The following is a 14,602-nucleotide window of genomic DNA, read 5'->3' on the forward strand; positions in this document are numbered from 1 at the left end:
CATGGCCGAAGCCGATCCTCTGAAGGAATATAATCGCAAACGCGATTTCACCCGGACCAAGGAGCCGGCGGGCAAACAGGGCCATACCAGCGGGAACAGCTTCATAGTCCAGAAGCATGATGCCTCGCGGCTGCATTATGACTTCCGGCTCGAACTGGATGGCGTACTCAAGAGCTGGGCAGTGACGCGCGGGCCGAGCCTGGATCCTGCCGACAAGCGGCTGGCGGTGCGGACCGAAGATCATCCGCTGTCATACGCCAGTTTCGAAGGGACGATCCCGAAGGGAGAATATGGCGGGGGCACCGTGATGCTTTGGGATGAGGGAACATGGGAGCCTGTTCCGGGTAAGAGCGCCAAGGACCTGCCGGAAGGACATCTGCATTTCATTCTTCACGGGCAGCGGATGAAGGGCGAATGGCTCCTCATCCGGCTGAAACCCCGCCCCGGCGAAGGGAAGCGGGAGAACTGGCTGCTTCGGAAGATCGACGACGCCCATGCCGGGCCGGCCGAAGATTTGGTCGGGCGAGAACTGACCAGCATCAAGACTGGCCGAACGATGGGTGAGATCGCCGCCAACGCACCCGCCATTTCGCTGAAGGGCAAGAGAGGCAAGGCGTTCGATGCCGCCATGGCGGAGGCTGAACAGGCTGCGCCCGCGCGTGCCAAGCCCAAGCGGCGGACCGGCAAGCCGCCGCCATTCCAGGCGCCGCAGCTCGCCACACTCGTCGACGCGGTGCCGACCGGCAGCCAATGGCTGCACGAGATAAAGTATGACGGCTATCGCACTCTGTTGAGCGTGGCGGGAGATCGCGTACAGGTGTTCACGCGGACCGGCCTCGATTGGACCGAGCGGTTCGCTTCGCTCGCGAAAGAAGTGGCGGGCATGGGTTTGCCCTCGACCTTGATCGATGGGGAGATCGTCGCGCTGGGACCTGACGGAAACCCTGATTTTTCCACATTGCAGCAGGTCTTGAAGGGTGAGGCAAAGGGCGCGCTCCACCTTTTTGCCTTTGACCTTCTGTCCCTGGATGGGGAGGACCTGACATGGCTTCCCAACATCGCGCGCAAGGAAAAGCTTGCAGCCTTGCTCGGGCAGGGGAGCGCCCATGTGCATTTTTCGGACCATATCGTCGGCGCTGGGGAGAAACTGTTCCGCACCATGTGCGATGCCGGCCAGGAAGGCATCATCTGCAAACGCGCGGACGCTCCCTATCGCGGCGCGCGGACGAAGAACTGGCTGAAGGTCAAATGTACCCGCCGCCAGGAGTTCGTCATCGTCGGATGGACGCCAAGCTCCGCAAGCGGGCGGTCGCTTCGCAACATTCTGCTTGCCCAGAACGGCGAGAATGGCCTCGTCTATGCTGGGAAGGTCGGGACCGGCTTCAACGCGCGCAACAGCGACGGTTTGCTCCGCCAGTTGAAAGCTCGAACCCGCAAATCGCCCGCCCTTACAGTGCCCCGGGCCGAGGCGCGCGGCGCGCAATGGGTTCGTCCGGACGTAGTGGCGGAAATAGCCTTCGTCGAATTTACCAGCGACAATGTCGTGCGCCACGGCAGCTTCCTTGGCCTGCGTGAAGACAAGCAGGCGGGCGAGGTCACCAGGGAGCAAGTAATGACAACACCCCCAAGTGAGAGCGATGTCCATGTGTCCAACCGTGACCGGCTCATTTTCCCGGAAGCAAAGGTCACCAAAGGCCAGTTGGCTGATTATTATGAAGCTGCTGGCGCAATCATGCTGCCGTGGATCGCCCATCGTCCGATCAGCCTGGTCCGCTGTCCGCAGGGCCGAGCTAAGAAATGCTTCTTCCAAAAGCATGACAGCGGCAGCTTTGGCGATCATGTGAAGCACGTCCCGATCCGCGAGAAGGACGGGGACGAGCAGGATTATCTCTATGTCGATGACATAGACGGGCTGGTGGCCTGCGTGCAGATGGGAACGATCGAGTTCCATGGCTGGGGTTCGCGGGTGGAGGATGTGGAGAAGCCCGACCGCCTGATCTTCGACTTGGACCCGGACGAAGGTCTGGACTTTGAAGATGTGAAAAAGGCGGCGCGCGATATTCGTCGCACCCTAGAGGATATCGGGCTGATCAGCTTCCCGATGTTGTCAGGCGGAAAAGGCGTGCATGTCGTCGTGCCGTTGACGCCCGAGGCGGAATGGCCTGCCGTCAAGGATTTCGCCGATCGTTTTGCCAGGGCGCTCGCGGCCGCTGAGCCTGATCGATTTACTGCCACCATGAGCAAGGCGAAGCGCAAGGGGCGCATCTTCATTGACTGGCTGCGCAACCAGCGTGGAGCCACTGCCGTGCTGCCCTATGTCGTCCGTGCTAGGGAAAATGCGCCCGTGGCGGCGCCCGTCACCTGGGATGAATTGGACGATATCGAGCGCGCCGGATCTTACACCATTGCCGATGTGGATCAGTTGGTCGAGCGGGCGGGGTCGCGGCAATTGCGGGGATGGGGCGAGGCGCGCCAGACGCTGCCGGACTATTGATCGTGTGACTTCTCGGTCTTTCCTCTCGCGCCGCCTTTGTGCATAAGTTCGAGTCATCATGACCAAAATTGAGAAAGATGCGCTCTCGGGAAGCGCCGAAGCTCCAGACACCAACCCCACATCCGATCTGGCATCGGCCGCGCGTAAGACTGCGGGGAGAAGCGTATGGATGGGGACGGCTGTCGGCATCGGTTCGGCCGCCATTGTCGCGGCACTACTTTACGCCAACAAGAAACGCCGCTGACCTTGTAAAAAGGAGGCGGCATGGCCTTCGCTCCATGCCGCCCCATGTTGCGACCATCAGGCTGCCTGACGGCTGACGTTTATTGGATCAGGCGGTTCCGCCGCTGAGATAGCTGATAAGTTCGGGCTTGCTAATCGCCGTATTCTTATCGGTATCCGCTGTATTGAACGCGCCGTCGGCCCAAGTGGTGACATCGGTTGCCGCCAGTTTCTGGCCGCTGCTCTTCATCTCCTGGTCCTTCAGCGCAATCATCCAGCGAGAAAATTCCGCTTTATCCAACTGATCGTCATTATTCGCGTCATAGGCTGGGAATTCGCTATCCACGATCGAAGCTACGGAGTCCGCAGGCGATTGGGCTGGCGTCGCTGCTCCCGTCTGCGGGCTGCCAGGAGCAGGGTTTGCCGCTTCTCGGGCAATAGCAGGGACCGCGCTCAATAATGCAGTCGATAGTAACAGGGTCCGAAACATTACCAACTCCCTCAGGTGTGATCGTAGCGGCGATGTGCCGACCGATCGCTTGTCCAGGAGAATACATAAGACAAAGGTGGGTTTCCTGAACCAATGTTCAGGCATCTCCGTTCACCTTGTGAAGTGGCTCATCTCGCCTTTGAATGCTGCGATAATCGAGATTAAGGGCTATCGAAATTGAGGGGAGAGGCCTGACGAAGCCCTCATTTGCCCTTCAATGGCGGGCCTGCTAGGCGGCGCGCGACCCTTTATCAGCAATCAGGATTCGCCCGATGGTCCCCCGTTACGCCCGCCCCCAAATGACCGCCCTCTGGGAGCCGGAAGCCCGCTTCCGCATCTGGTTCGAGATCGAGGCGCATGCCACCGAGGCGCTAGGCGAGTTGGGCGTGGTTCCCAAATCAGCGGCCAAGGCGCTGTGGGATTGGTGGGCGACCAAACCGGCCATCGATGTCCCCGCCATCGATGCGATCGAAGCGGTTACGAAACATGATGTGATCGCCTTCCTGACCTGGGTCGCCGAGCAGGTCGGTGATGAAGCGCGCTTCATGCACCAGGGGATGACGTCGTCCGACGTGCTCGATACCTGCCTCGCCGTGCAGCTTTCCCGCGCAGCCGACATATTGATCGATGACCTGGACAAGCTGCTCGACGTCATCAAGCGCCGGGCATTCGAACATAAGCTGACGCCGACGATCGGCCGCAGCCACGGCATTCATGCAGAGCCAGTTACCTTCGGGCTGAAGATGGCTGAAGCCTATGCCGAGTTCAGCCGCTGCCGTGCCCGCCTGGTCGCAGCGCGGGAGGAGGTGGCGACCTGCGCCATTTCCGGTGCCGTCGGTACTTTCGCCAACATCGATCCGCGCGTCGAGGAACATGTCGCGGCAAAGCTGGGCCTGGCGATCGAGCCCGTTTCGACCCAAGTCATCCCGCGTGATCGTCACGCCATGTTCTTTGCAACCTTGGGCGTCATCGCGAGCTCGATCGAGCGGCTCGCGGTCGAGGTTCGCCACTTGCAGCGGACCGAGGTGCTGGAGGCCGAGGAATATTTCTCGCCCGGCCAGAAGGGCAGCTCGGCCATGCCGCATAAGCGCAATCCGGTGCTGACCGAGAATCTGACTGGCCTCGCCCGCATGGTGCGCAGCTATGCGTTGCCGGCGATGGAGAATGTCGCGCTCTGGCACGAACGGGATATCAGCCATTCGTCGGTGGAGCGCTACATCGGGCCTGACGCGACCATTACCCTTGACTTCGCGTTGGGCCGCCTGACCGGCGTGATCGACAAGCTGCTCGTCTATCCTGAGCGGATGATGAAGAATCTCGACAAGATGGGTGGGCTGGTTCACTCGCAGCGGGTCCTGCTCGCGCTGACCCAGGCTGGCGTGAGCCGTGAGGACAGCTACCGTTATGTCCAACGCAACGCGATGAAAGTCTGGGAATCGGACGGGCAATTGTCGCTTCTGGAACTGTTGAAAGCCGACCCCGAGGTTGCCGCCGCGCTTCCGGCCGAGCAGATCGAGGAGAAGTTCGACCTGGGTTATCATTTCCGCCAGGTGGACACGATATTCCGCCGGGTTTTCGGGGAAGTCTGAAAGTCGGTCAAGGTACAACAGTGATCGGAGGAGGGCGCGGAAACGCGCCCTTTTTTGTGCGTGGTGATGGATAGCGGTTGCTAAGTGCCACTTGAACAGGAGGCGCGTAGGTTCGCATGCTGTGTGCGCCGTTGACGGCCGCCCGTGTGATGCCTGACCGGCTATATGAGATAAGATAAATTGGTCGGGGAGAGAGGATTCGAACCTCCGGCCCCTGCCTCCCGAAGACAGTGCTCTACCAGGCTGAGCTACTCCCCGACCGATAGCGGCATTGCTCTGCAGCGCCGCTGGGCAGGCGGGGTCTATAGAGGGGGCTTTTGGGGCTGGCAAGCGGCTGGAGACGCTTTTTTTCTCATGGTCAAAGTAGGCCGGCCGCGCGGAAGCTGAAGTGATGGCCGCGGCCTTGGATCACATGGTCTGCAAGCTTGACTTCTATTGGACGTAGGCGGCGGGAAATGGCGCGGGAGAAGCGAATATCGGCCCAGCGGGGGGCCGGCGACTGATCGTCGAAGCGCTGCTGTTCTATGACGAGCCACTGGCTGTCATGCTGCAGTAGTTCATGGACGACTTCGCGCCAGTCATCATCGGCACTGACGCGATGGATGGGGGTCCATTCATCGTTAAGGAGCAGAAATTGCGTGCTGTCCAAAAGTGGCATGGGTCCAAGATGCCGTTGGCCTTGGGAAGCGCCACTGGCGACTCCTCCACAATGGACGGGAAGGCAGCTAAATTGATCCGAAGCGAAAGCAAGATTTGGCTTGAGGACCTTCGCTCGGTTAGATGCCGGAGGCCGCGCGAGCGGAATCGCATCAGGGAAGAGCCTCTTTGACCAGCACGACAATTCCGGCGGAAGTTCCTGCCGAAGCGCATTATGAGCAGCAATATCTTGACCTGATGCGCCGCGTGTGGACGCAGGGGGACGAGCGGATCGATCGTACGGGTGTGGGTACGCGATCGCTGTTGGGAGCGAGCATGCGCTTTTCGCTTGCTGGTGAAGCGGTGCCGCTGCTGACCACCAAGCGGGTTTACTGGAAGGTGGCGGCGCGGGAGATGCTGTGGTTCCTGACCGGGGACACCAACATTCGCGAGCTGGTGCGGCAGGGAGTGCACATCTGGACCGATTGGCCGCTGGAGACCTATCGCAAAGCGACGGGGGAAGAGATCAGCCGCGACGCGTTTGAGGCGCGGATTATCGAGGATGCGGCCTTTGCGGAACGCTGGGGCGATTTGGGGCCGGTCTATGGCGCGCAGTGGGTGAACTGGCCGCGCTATGAGGCGGTGGGGGACGGGCTCTACCGGCGCGCCGAGAAGGGGCACAATCAGATCGCGGAACTGGTCGAGGGGATCAGGAATAATCCGGGATCGCGGCGGTTGCTTTTTACGGGATGGAATGTAGCTGAGGTGGCGCAGATGGCGTTGCCGCCTTGTCATATGACCTATCAGTTCCAGGTGGCCGACGGGAGGCTGAATGGTTTGCTGTTCCAGCGCAGTTGCGACCTGGGGCTGGGTTTTGCCTTCAATATCTTCGGGCTGTCGTTGATTACCCGGATGCTGGCGCAGCAGTGCGATCTGGAGCCGGGGGAAATCGTTTGGCAGGGCGGGGATGTGCATCTGTATCTGAACCACGCCGAACTGGTGGAGGAGCAGATCAGCAGGACGCCGGGGGGAGCGCCGAAACTACGGATAAAAAGGCGGCCGGAGAGCATTTTCGATTATCGGATCGAGGATTTCGAAGTGGTCGATTATACGCCGCAAAGTCACATTGCTGCGCCCGTCGCGGTTTGAATTAGCGAAGGAAATAGCGAGAAAACGGAACTCTTGCCTTTTGGGGGCGTTGTAATATAATAATTGCATTAAGCAATAATATTGCAATGGCGAAGAGGAGGCGGGATGGGCGACCGGAGCGGTTCGGGCGCTGGGAAGGCCGGAGAGGAGCGCGTGCCGCAGGCCGGACGCGGTCATTTGGACGCGTCCGAGCGCGAGCTGGCCGGCCAGGGGCGCAACCTGCCGCCCCTGCAGTTGCATGTGCCGGAGCCGCGCTACCGGCCTGGTGACGCCGCCGATTTCAGTGACCTGGAGATACCGGCGGCAGGTACGGCGCCGCGGCCCGATGAAGCGGCCGACCCGGGCACCATGCGGGACATGGCCTATGGACTGGTCCGCGTGCTGGATGACGAGGGGCAAGCGGTTGGCCCCTGGGACCCGAAACTGCCCGCAAAGACGCTGATCCGGATGCTCCGGGCGATGGCGCTGACGCGCGCTTTCGATGCGCGCATGTTCCGGGCGCAGCGGCAGGGCAAGACCAGCTTCTACATGAAATCGACAGGCGAGGAAGCTGTGTCGATCGCAGCGGCGGCGGCGCTGGCGAGCGATGACATGTGCTTTCCGAGCTATCGCCAGCAAGGGGTGCTGATCGCGCGCGGTTGGCCGCTGATCGACATGATGAACCAGATTTATTCGAACAAGGGCGACCGGCTGAAAGGCCGTCAGTTGCCGATCATGTATTCGGCGCGGGAGGCGAGCTTCTTTTCGATCTCCGGCAATCTGGCGACGCAATATCCGCAGGCGGTCGGCTGGGCGATGGCGAGCGCGGCGCGAGGGGACACGCGGATCGCGGCGACTTGGTGCGGGGAAGGTTCGACGGCCGAGGGCGATTTTCATTCGGCCTGCACCTTCGCCAGTGTCTATCGCGCGCCGGTGATATTGAATGTGGTCAATAATCAATGGGCTATAAGCAGCTTTTCAGGTTTTGCGGGAGCCGAGGCGACGACCTTCGCGGCGCGGGCGATCGGTTATGGCATCGCGGGGCTGCGCATCGACGGGAATGATGCGCTGGCGGTCTATGCGGCGACACGCTGGGCGGCGGATCGGGCGCGGGCGAATGGCGGGCCGACGCTGATCGAGCATTTCACCTATCGCGCCGAGGGGCACAGCACATCGGATGATCCCAGCGCCTACCGGTCGGCGGATGAAGGGAGTCACTGGCCGCTGGGCGACCCGATCGCGCGGTTGAAGCAGCATTGCATTGCGCTGGGCATCTGGGACGAGGAACGGCAGGCGGCGATGGACAAGGAGCTGGCCGAGCAGGTGCGCGACGCGGCGCGGGAGGCGGAGAAGAACGGGATTTTGGGCCATGGGCTCCATCATCCGATGGAGAGCATGTTCGAGGATGTGTTCGAGGAGATGCCCTGGCATTTGCGGGAACAGCAGCAGCAGATGCTGGATGAGGCGAAGGCGGCAGGGTTGTGAGGGGTTTTAGGCTCCGTCATCCCGGCGGAAGCTGGGACCTCTTGTCGATCTGCGAACCATCGCTTGGAGGCAGAGAGATGCCAGCTTACGTTGGCATGACGGACATTCAGAGGCGGGGGCTGGTTCCCGCTCTCCCAGCTGCGCTAGCCAGCGGGCTGGCAAGCTTCCTCTCCCCTGAAGGGGCAATAATGGGGGGCGCCCTGGCATGACCGAGGCAGCTACCGAAACCCGCCAGATGAGCATGATCCAGGCGATCAACAGCGCGCTGGACGTCATGATGGAGCGCGACCCCGAGGTGGTCGTGATGGGGGAGGATGTCGGCTTTTTTGGCGGTGTGTTTCGTGCGACCGCGGGGCTGCAGAAGAAATATGGCAAGAACCGGGTGTTCGACACGCCGATTACCGAAATCGGGATCATCGGCGTGGCGATTGGCATGGGTGCCTATGGGCTGCGGCCGGTGCCGGAGATACAGTTTGCCGACTATATCTACCCCGCGCTCGACCAGTTGGTGAGCGAAGCGGCGCGGCTGCGCTACCGGTCGGCGGGGGAGTTTATCTCGCCGATGACGGTGCGCTCGCCCTTCGGCGGGGGTATCTTTGGCGGGCAGACGCATAGCCAGTCGCCCGAGGGGATATTCACCCATGTGTCGGGGGTGAAGACGGTCATTCCTTCGACGCCTTATGACGCAAAGGGGCTTTTGATCGCGGCGATCGAGGATAATGATCCGGTGATCTTCTTCGAGCCCAAGCGCATTTATAATGGGCCATTCGACGGCCATTATGACCGGCCGTCGAAAAGCTGGGCCGGGCATCCGGGCGCGATGGTGCCCGAAGGCTATTACCGGGTTCCGCTGGGGCGCGCGCGCACGGTGCGGGCGGGGGAGGCGCTGACCATCCTCTGCTACGGCACGATGGAGCATGTGGTCGAGAGTATGGTGATCGAGATGGGCGTGGATGCGGAGATCATCGACCTGCGCACGTTGGTGCCCTTGGATATCGAAGCCGTGGAGCGGTCGGTGAAGAAGACCGGGCGCTGCATGATCGTGCACGAAGCGACGCGGACAAGCGGTTATGGCGCGGAACTGTCCGCACTGGTGCAGGAGCGGTGCTTTTATCATCTGGAAGCGCCGGTCGAGCGGGTGACGGGGTTTGACACGCCCTATCCGCATAGCCTGGAATGGGCCTATTTTCCGGGGCCGGTGCGGATACGCGAAGCGATCAACAAGATCATGAGGGAGTAGGGCCTTCGTCTCCCCTTCCGTTCGTTTCGAGCGAAGTCGAGAAACGGAAAGGGCAGCCCTACGGGCGTCTCGACTTCGCTCGACACGAACGGAGTTTTTCCGATGCCGCTGTTCACGTTCAGGCTGCCCGATATTGGCGAAGGCATTTCCGAGGCGGAGATTGTCGGCTGGCATGTGAAGGTCGGCGACCGGGTCGAGGAAGACCAGCCGATCGCCGATATGATGACCGACAAGGCGACGGTGGAGATGGAAAGCCCGGTGGCCGGCGTCGTGAAGCGGCTGGCCGGAGAGGCGGGCGAGCAGGTCGCGATCGGGGCGATGCTGGTGGAGATCGAGGTTGAAGGGGAGAGCGAGAACGCGCCGCCTTCCCAAGCGGTTATCGAGGCTGAGGCGCCGGGAACGGGAGAGGTCGAAGCTGCTCCGCTGAATGGGATCATGTCATCCTCCGTTCGCCCTGAGGCCGTCGAAGGGCCTTCTGAAGAGGAAGAAGGGGGCATCGACAAGCTCGGCCCGAACGGGAACGGGGATGGGAACGGTCCTGACGGTTCAGGATCAGGGGCACGGGTGCTTGCCTCGCCTGCCGTTCGTGCGCGGGCGAAGGATTTGGGGATCGATCTGCGCCAGGTGAAAGCGAGCGGCGATCATATCCGGCATTCAGATCTGGACGCTTTCCTGCTCTATGGTGCGGGGCAGGGCTACCGGCCCGCGAACCCACGCGTGCGGCGGGCGGATGAGACGGTCAAGGTCATCGGCCTGCGTCGCCGGATCGCGGAAAATATGGCGGCGTCGAAGCGGCATATTCCGCATTTTTCCTATGTGGAGGAGATCGACGTCACCGAACTGGAGCGGGTGCGCGCGCAGTTAAATGGGGAACGGGGCGAGCGGCCGAAGCTGACCATGCTGCCGTTGCTGATCGTGGCGATTTGCCGCGCGCTGCCCGACTTTCCTATGCTGAACGCCCGTTATGATGATGAGGCGGGCGTGGTGACACGCTTTGGCGCGGTGCATCTTGGGATAGCGACGCAGACCGATGCCGGGTTGATGGTGCCGGTGATCCGGGACGCGCAGGACATGAATATCTGGCAGCTGGCAGCCGAGATAAGGCGGCTGGCGGAGGCTGCGCGATCGGGCAAGGCGAAAGCGGAGGAGCTTTCGGGGTCGACCTTGACGCTGACGTCTCTAGGGCCGCTGGGCGGGGTGGCGACGACGCCGGTGATCAACCGGCCGGAGGTGGCGATCATCGGGCCCAACCGGGTGGTCGAGCGGCCGGTGTTCCGGGGGCGGGAGGTGGTGCCTGCGAAGCTCATGAACCTTTCCATCAGTTGCGACCATCGGGTGGTGGATGGATGGGATGCGGCGAGCTTTGTTCAGGCGGTGAAGCGGTTGCTGGAGACGCCGGTTTTGTTGTTTGCGGATTAGGATTGGCGAGCAAATTTCGTCATGCCAGCGGAAGGGGGCATCTCGGTGGGGGGGGGGGGGCGCAATCTGGCCGGAAACCCCAGCTTGCGCTGGGTGACGCGCTTAACTAGCGCATCGTCGCGCGATAGCTCAGACGCGCGGTTTCGCCTGGAGAAAGGCGGGTCGGCATGGTCCAGCGGACATGAGTGATGTCTGCGGGCACAGCCCTGCGCGTGCCGCCGAGCGGGGTTGGAAGCCACAGCTCTTCAAGGCGGCCCCAACGTTGGCCGCCATCGACCGAGACCTGCATCGAAGGATCGGGCGCGGTGAGGAGGGTGCCTCGGGGAATGGGGTTGGTCAGGGCGATGCCTTGCACCGGTTCGCGACCTTCATTGCGCCAATTGACGACGAAGACGAGTTGGTCGCCCGGTTCAGCGCGGCTGGCGCTGGCGAGAATGCGGCGGGGGCGGCCGTTGATGTCGGTATGGACGCGTTCGACGAACATCTGTGTTTGCGTGCGCAGGTCTGGTTTTGCCACCGCCGCTGGGGCTGCCATCGCCCATGCTGCCATGCCGGCCAACGCCAAATTCCGCATCATCCCTGCTCAAGCCCCTTGCTGTTTGCCGGTGGGTTTAGGGGCCAAGCGGCGAAGATTTGGTTAATCAGCTGTTTGCTATGGCGCAAAGGGGTGGAATAATTTGACGCGCCGCAGCAGGCCGTACACAAATGCTGCAGGCGGCAGGATTTGATCATTCAGTGACACCCCATGACCAGCAGGAGATCAATCGGCGGCGCGACCGGCTGCTCGCTTCCATCGCGCTGACCACCGGAGTGGGGTTGATCCTCGCGCTGCCATTCGCCTTGCGGGAAGGGGCGGAGTTCTTCCTGCCGCTGACGGCTGCATTGGTGATCGCCATCGCGTTGGTGCCGTTCCTGGAATGGATGGAGCGGCGGCGGGTGCCTTCGGCATTGGCGGCGCTGATGGCGGTGGTCGCGTTCCTGTTGGTCGCCAATACCGCGCTGGTGCTGATCGTGGTGCCTGCGGCAGATTGGTTCCGCCTGCTGCCCGAGCGATTGCCCAAGATTCAGAACAACCTTGCCCCGCTGATCGACTTTTATTCGCAGCTCCAGCGGTTCGTGGATGAAACCGTGCAGATGCTGGCGACGGGGCCGGTGGCCGCCGCGCAGACGGCGGCTGTGGATGCGCCGCGATCGCTGCTGCAGTTTGCGGCGACCTCCGCGCCATCGGCGATCATCCAGATGGTGTTCGCGCTGCTCATCATCTATTTTTTCCTGGCTGGCTGGACGGGGCTGCGGCGGCGGACGATCAACAGCCGGGGCAGCTTCGACGGGGCTATGGCTGTCGCGCGGGTGATCCAGAATGTGGTCGATGCGACATCGGCCTATGTGCTGACCATCGCGACGATCAACCTCTGCCTGGGGCTGGCGGTGGCGCTGGCGTTATGGCTGATCGGCATGCCGTCGCCCTTGATGTGGGGCGGCATTGTCGCTCTGCTGAATTTCGTACCCTATTTCGGGCCGATGCTGGCGGCGGCGCTGCTGGCGCTGGGCGGGCTCATGGTATTTGACGATGTGTGGTGGGCGCTGCTGCCCGCCGCCACGCAGATCGGCTTTCACCTGGTGGAGGCCAATGTCATCACACCGATGGTGCTGGGACGGCGGCTGACGATGAATCCGCTGCTGATTCTTGTGTCGCTGACCTTTTGGGGATGGGTGTGGGGGACGCCGGGCGCGCTGCTGGGCGTGCCGTTGCTGATCATCATCCAGACCGTCGTGGCGGCTGCCGGAACCCCGGATATCGCGGGTTTCCTGTTCGAGCGCGGGACGCTCACGGTCGCTCTGCCACAAGAAAATGACGAGAAAGAAGAAAGTGGTGAAAGAGCCGGTTGACAGGTCCGGCGCACCCGCATAGATGCCCGCCCACACCGAACGCGGGTGTAGCTCAGTTGGTTAGAGCGCCGGCCTGTCACGCCGGAGGTCGCGGGTTCGAGCCCCGTCACTCGCGCCACTCTTTTGGAAGAGTGGATGGTCCTGAAGGACCGGATTTCTCAGAAATTTGATAGTCTTCATGCCAGCGCAAGCTGGCATCTTGTGAGGGTGCGCCGTGCGTTATCGCCTGAGATGCCAGCCTACGCTGGCATGACGTTGAGAACCGCTCAGCCACGCCGCCAGCGGCCGGTTTCCATCCAGGCGAGCAGGCGCTTCAGCGGCAGGACCCAGATCCAGATCAGACCGAGGAACAGATAGACCGGCACCTGCGCGATCATCGGCAGGCGGCCGATAAGGCCCGACAGGCTGCCGATCAGAACAGCCCAGAGCGCGATCAGCCCGAGGATGATGAACATGCCCACGGGCTTGCGCCAGCTGGGTTCGTAGGGGGCGGGCTGGCGGTTCACGCTTCGGGTCTTTCGATCAGTTCGATTTCGGTGAGGATGATGTCGAGCGGCAGGTCCCACGGGTCGGCGGGCAGCGCGTCATGCTCCTGCACCGACCAGGCGAGGCCGATGCGCAGTGCGTCCGGATAGCGCGCGAAGGTGCGGTCATAATAGCCGCCGCCTTGTCCCAGGCGATTCATCGCGCGGTCGAAGCCGAGCAGCGGGGCGATGATGACGTCGGGCGTTACCGCCGGGCCGCTGGGTTCGGGATGGTGAGTGCCGTAGAGGCCGGGGAAGAGCTGGTCCTCCGGCGTCCAGGTCAGGAAGTCCATGCTGCCCAGGCGGTCGATGACGCGGGGGAGGGCGAGGGTCTTGCCCATGGCTGCGAGTTGCGGGGCGAGGCGCTGGGCGGGGGCTTCATCGTCCAGCCCCATGTAGAGCGCGACGGTTTGGGCACCTGTAAGGCGGCGGGCGAGGGGCGAGGGGATGGCCTTGAACGCCAGGCGGTGGGCGAGCGGGTCGAGCGAGGTGAGAAAGGCGCGGCGGCGCTCGCGGGCGAGGGTGCGCAGGGTGGTCTTGCCGGGATCGTCGCTCATGAGGCGCATTTAGACCCGAGGGCGAGGACTGGAAACCCGTTTCTCGACCCTTCGATAAACTCAGCACAGGCTCCGCTCGAAACGAACGGAGGTGGGAGCGGGTGGCCGCGGAGAAGGGTGACGGGACCGCCTCGGCCGTTTGCTGGAATATCCTCTGACGCCTCAACGTCAGGTGGGAACCATGTAGATCGGGCCTGGACCCGCCCAGGGACAGCCCCCGTGGATGTGATTATCGCCTCAGGGATGTTCGCTAAAGCTCGTACCAGGCAGTACCCGTCGCTTCTTATCTAGGCGTCCGGCCCCTGCGCGGCAAGCCTGTCGCTGAGCTTTTCTATGCGGGCGGCGAGCGCCTCGACGGCGCGGGCGGCGGCTTCGTCCTCATCGTCAAGGGCGAGTTGTTGCTGGCGCCCGATCGCCTCACGCTTCAGGTCGTTGAGTTCGTCGGCGAGGAACAGCGCGGCGAAGAGGAGGGTGCGCACTTCGGTAAGGCCGGGCGTGTTCTGCTGGGCGAGGCGGGCCTTGCGCTCGATCAGGCTGGCGAGATGAGCGAGATGGGCCTCTTCGCCGTCGCGGCAGCGGAGGGGATAATGGCGTCCGGCGATCTGGAGCGTGGTTTCAGCCATGCGCCTGTCCCTTCAGGTCGGCGATGAGTTCGTCCAGTGAACGGAGCGCGGCGCGGGCGGCGGCGGGGTCGATGCCGGGGGAGGAAAGAGGGGAGGGGCTCGCGGAAACGAGGCCGTCCACATCTTGTTCGAGCCGGCTGATCGCGCGCTCCAGCGTGCCGATCGCCTGCATCATGCGGTTGCTTGCCATAGACCCACGCATAAACAAAGTTTTCGCCTTGCAAAAGCCGTCATTGGACGGCTTGGCGCAGCCTGAGGGCCTGCCATGGTTGACGCCTTGGGTGCAACGCGACAAAGGGGACCCG

15 protein-coding genes, 2 tRNA genes and 1 other RNA gene are annotated in these 14,602 nt (G+C 62.5%); 9 read left to right on the forward strand and 9 right to left on the reverse strand.

The annotated features are described in order from the left end of the window. Position 1: 1 nt before the first annotated feature. A complete protein-coding gene (gene ligD, locus EP837_RS11595) occupies positions 2-2,494 on the forward strand; it encodes a DNA ligase D (RefSeq protein WP_066527704.1) in 2,493 nt (830 codons plus the stop codon). Positions 2,495-2,552: 58 nt separating this feature from the next. Beyond that, on the forward strand, positions 2,553-2,738 hold the full coding sequence (locus EP837_RS11600; RefSeq protein ID WP_066527706.1) for a hypothetical protein: 186 nt from the start codon (positions 2,553-2,555) through the stop codon (positions 2,736-2,738). Between the two features lie 87 nt (positions 2,739-2,825). Here the strand turns inward: EP837_RS11600 and EP837_RS11605 are convergent, their stop codons facing one another. After that, positions 2,826-3,311 carry an EF-hand domain-containing protein gene (locus EP837_RS11605; RefSeq protein ID WP_380807097.1) on the reverse strand — a complete coding sequence of 162 codons (486 nt, stop codon included), beginning with the start codon at positions 3,309-3,311 and terminating at the stop codon, positions 2,826-2,828. A gap of 167 nt (positions 3,312-3,478) precedes the next feature. On the opposite strand from EP837_RS11605, the gene purB reads away from it, so the two are divergent. Beyond that, a complete protein-coding gene (gene purB / locus EP837_RS11610) occupies positions 3,479-4,795 on the forward strand; it encodes an adenylosuccinate lyase (protein WP_066527711.1) in 1,317 nt (438 codons plus the stop codon). A gap of 181 nt (positions 4,796-4,976) precedes the next feature. Here the strand turns inward: purB and EP837_RS11615 are convergent. Together EP837_RS11615 and EP837_RS11620 are read right to left on the reverse strand one after the other, a co-directional pair. After that, positions 4,977-5,053 (reverse strand) — tRNA-Pro (locus tag EP837_RS11615). A gap of 100 nt (positions 5,054-5,153) precedes the next feature. Beyond that, the gene (locus tag EP837_RS11620; RefSeq protein WP_066527714.1) at positions 5,154-5,453 is read right to left on the reverse strand and encodes a JAB domain-containing protein; all 300 of its coding nucleotides are present in this window, start codon (positions 5,451-5,453) and stop codon (positions 5,154-5,156) included. A 167-nt stretch (positions 5,454-5,620) separates the two neighbouring features. Here EP837_RS11620 and thyA point away from each other — a divergent pair, with 167 nt between their 5' ends. The 4 genes from thyA (at position 5,621) to EP837_RS11640 (ending at position 10,703) form a co-directional block, all read left to right on the forward strand. Then, entirely contained in the window at positions 5,621-6,580 is a 960-nt protein-coding gene (gene thyA / locus EP837_RS11625; protein ID WP_225870545.1) for a thymidylate synthase, read from the forward strand. Positions 6,581-6,685: 105 nt separating this feature from the next. Continuing rightward, positions 6,686-8,044, forward strand: a complete 1,359-nt coding sequence (locus tag EP837_RS11630; protein WP_082919623.1) for a 3-methyl-2-oxobutanoate dehydrogenase (2-methylpropanoyl-transferring) subunit alpha — start codon at positions 6,686-6,688, stop codon at positions 8,042-8,044. A 235-nt stretch (positions 8,045-8,279) separates the two neighbouring features. Then, positions 8,280-9,284: an alpha-ketoacid dehydrogenase subunit beta gene (locus EP837_RS11635; RefSeq protein WP_066529314.1), complete on the forward strand. Its 1,005-nt coding sequence runs from the start codon at positions 8,280-8,282 to the stop codon at positions 9,282-9,284. Positions 9,285-9,386: 102 nt separating this feature from the next. Next, positions 9,387-10,703: a dihydrolipoamide acetyltransferase family protein gene (locus EP837_RS11640; RefSeq protein ID WP_066527717.1), complete on the forward strand. Its 1,317-nt coding sequence runs from the start codon at positions 9,387-9,389 to the stop codon at positions 10,701-10,703. Between the two features lie 106 nt (positions 10,704-10,809). Here EP837_RS11640 and EP837_RS11645 read toward each other — a convergent pair whose 3' ends face one another. Beyond that, the gene (locus EP837_RS11645; protein ID WP_066527719.1) at positions 10,810-11,280 is read right to left on the reverse strand and encodes a DUF11 domain-containing protein; all 471 of its coding nucleotides are present in this window, start codon (positions 11,278-11,280) and stop codon (positions 10,810-10,812) included. 158 nt (positions 11,281-11,438) lie between these two features. Here EP837_RS11645 and EP837_RS11650 point away from each other — a divergent pair, with 158 nt between their 5' ends. Next, a complete protein-coding gene (locus tag EP837_RS11650; RefSeq protein ID WP_066529318.1) occupies positions 11,439-12,593 on the forward strand; it encodes an AI-2E family transporter in 1,155 nt (384 codons plus the stop codon). A gap of 41 nt (positions 12,594-12,634) precedes the next feature. Then, positions 12,635-12,711, forward strand: a tRNA-Asp gene (locus tag EP837_RS11655). Between the two features lie 148 nt (positions 12,712-12,859). On the opposite strand, the gene EP837_RS11660 is transcribed toward EP837_RS11655, so the two are convergent. The 5 genes from EP837_RS11660 to EP837_RS11675 all read right to left on the reverse strand — a co-directional run bounded on the left by EP837_RS11660 (position 12,860) and on the right by EP837_RS11675 (position 14,472). Continuing rightward, positions 12,860-13,099: a DUF2842 domain-containing protein gene (locus EP837_RS11660; RefSeq protein ID WP_066527722.1), complete on the reverse strand. Its 240-nt coding sequence runs from the start codon at positions 13,097-13,099 to the stop codon at positions 12,860-12,862. Beyond that, complete coding sequence (locus EP837_RS11665) at positions 13,096-13,674, reverse strand: 5-formyltetrahydrofolate cyclo-ligase (protein ID WP_066529321.1); 579 nt, start codon at positions 13,672-13,674, stop codon at positions 13,096-13,098. The genes EP837_RS11660 and EP837_RS11665 overlap by 4 nt, the downstream gene beginning before the upstream one ends. 119 nt (positions 13,675-13,793) lie before the next feature. Then, positions 13,794-13,950: non-coding RNA, 6S RNA (gene ssrS, locus EP837_RS22035), on the reverse strand. Positions 13,951-13,961: 11 nt separating this feature from the next. Further along, on the reverse strand, positions 13,962-14,297 hold the full coding sequence (locus EP837_RS11670) for a cell division protein ZapA (RefSeq protein ID WP_066527724.1): 336 nt from the start codon (positions 14,295-14,297) through the stop codon (positions 13,962-13,964). Beyond that, on the reverse strand, positions 14,290-14,472 hold the full coding sequence (locus EP837_RS11675; RefSeq protein ID WP_066529324.1) for a hypothetical protein: 183 nt from the start codon (positions 14,470-14,472) through the stop codon (positions 14,290-14,292). The genes EP837_RS11670 and EP837_RS11675 overlap by 8 nt, the downstream gene beginning before the upstream one ends. Positions 14,473-14,602 lie beyond the last annotated feature (130 nt).

This window comes from Sphingobium sp. EP60837 (genome assembly GCF_001658005.1).
In the GTDB taxonomy this organism is placed as follows: Bacteria; Pseudomonadota; Alphaproteobacteria; order Sphingomonadales; family Sphingomonadaceae; genus Sphingobium; species Sphingobium tyrosinilyticum.

Coding starts and splice junctions, on each gene's coding strand:
- ligD (WP_066527704.1), top strand. CDS start 2: ATGGCCGAAGCCGATCCTCTGAAGGAATATAATCGCAAACGCGATTTC.
- EP837_RS11600 (WP_066527706.1), top strand. CDS start 2,553: ATGACCAAAATTGAGAAAGATGCGCTCTCGGGAAGCGCCGAAGCTCCA.
- EP837_RS11605 (WP_380807097.1), bottom strand. CDS start 3,311: ATGCCTGAACATTGGTTCAGGAAACCCACCTTTGTCTTATGTATTCTC.
- purB (WP_066527711.1), top strand. CDS start 3,479: ATGGTCCCCCGTTACGCCCGCCCCCAAATGACCGCCCTCTGGGAGCCG.
- EP837_RS11620 (WP_066527714.1), bottom strand. CDS start 5,453: ATGCCACTTTTGGACAGCACGCAATTTCTGCTCCTTAACGATGAATGG.
- EP837_RS11630 (WP_082919623.1), top strand. CDS start 6,686: ATGGGCGACCGGAGCGGTTCGGGCGCTGGGAAGGCCGGAGAGGAGCGC.
- EP837_RS11635 (WP_066529314.1), top strand. CDS start 8,280: ATGAGCATGATCCAGGCGATCAACAGCGCGCTGGACGTCATGATGGAG.
- EP837_RS11640 (WP_066527717.1), top strand. CDS start 9,387: ATGCCGCTGTTCACGTTCAGGCTGCCCGATATTGGCGAAGGCATTTCC.
- EP837_RS11645 (WP_066527719.1), bottom strand. CDS start 11,280: ATGATGCGGAATTTGGCGTTGGCCGGCATGGCAGCATGGGCGATGGCA.
- EP837_RS11665 (WP_066529321.1), bottom strand. CDS start 13,674: ATGAGCGACGATCCCGGCAAGACCACCCTGCGCACCCTCGCCCGCGAG.
- EP837_RS11670 (WP_066527724.1), bottom strand. CDS start 14,297: ATGGCTGAAACCACGCTCCAGATCGCCGGACGCCATTATCCCCTCCGC.
- EP837_RS11675 (WP_066529324.1), bottom strand. CDS start 14,472: ATGATGCAGGCGATCGGCACGCTGGAGCGCGCGATCAGCCGGCTCGAA.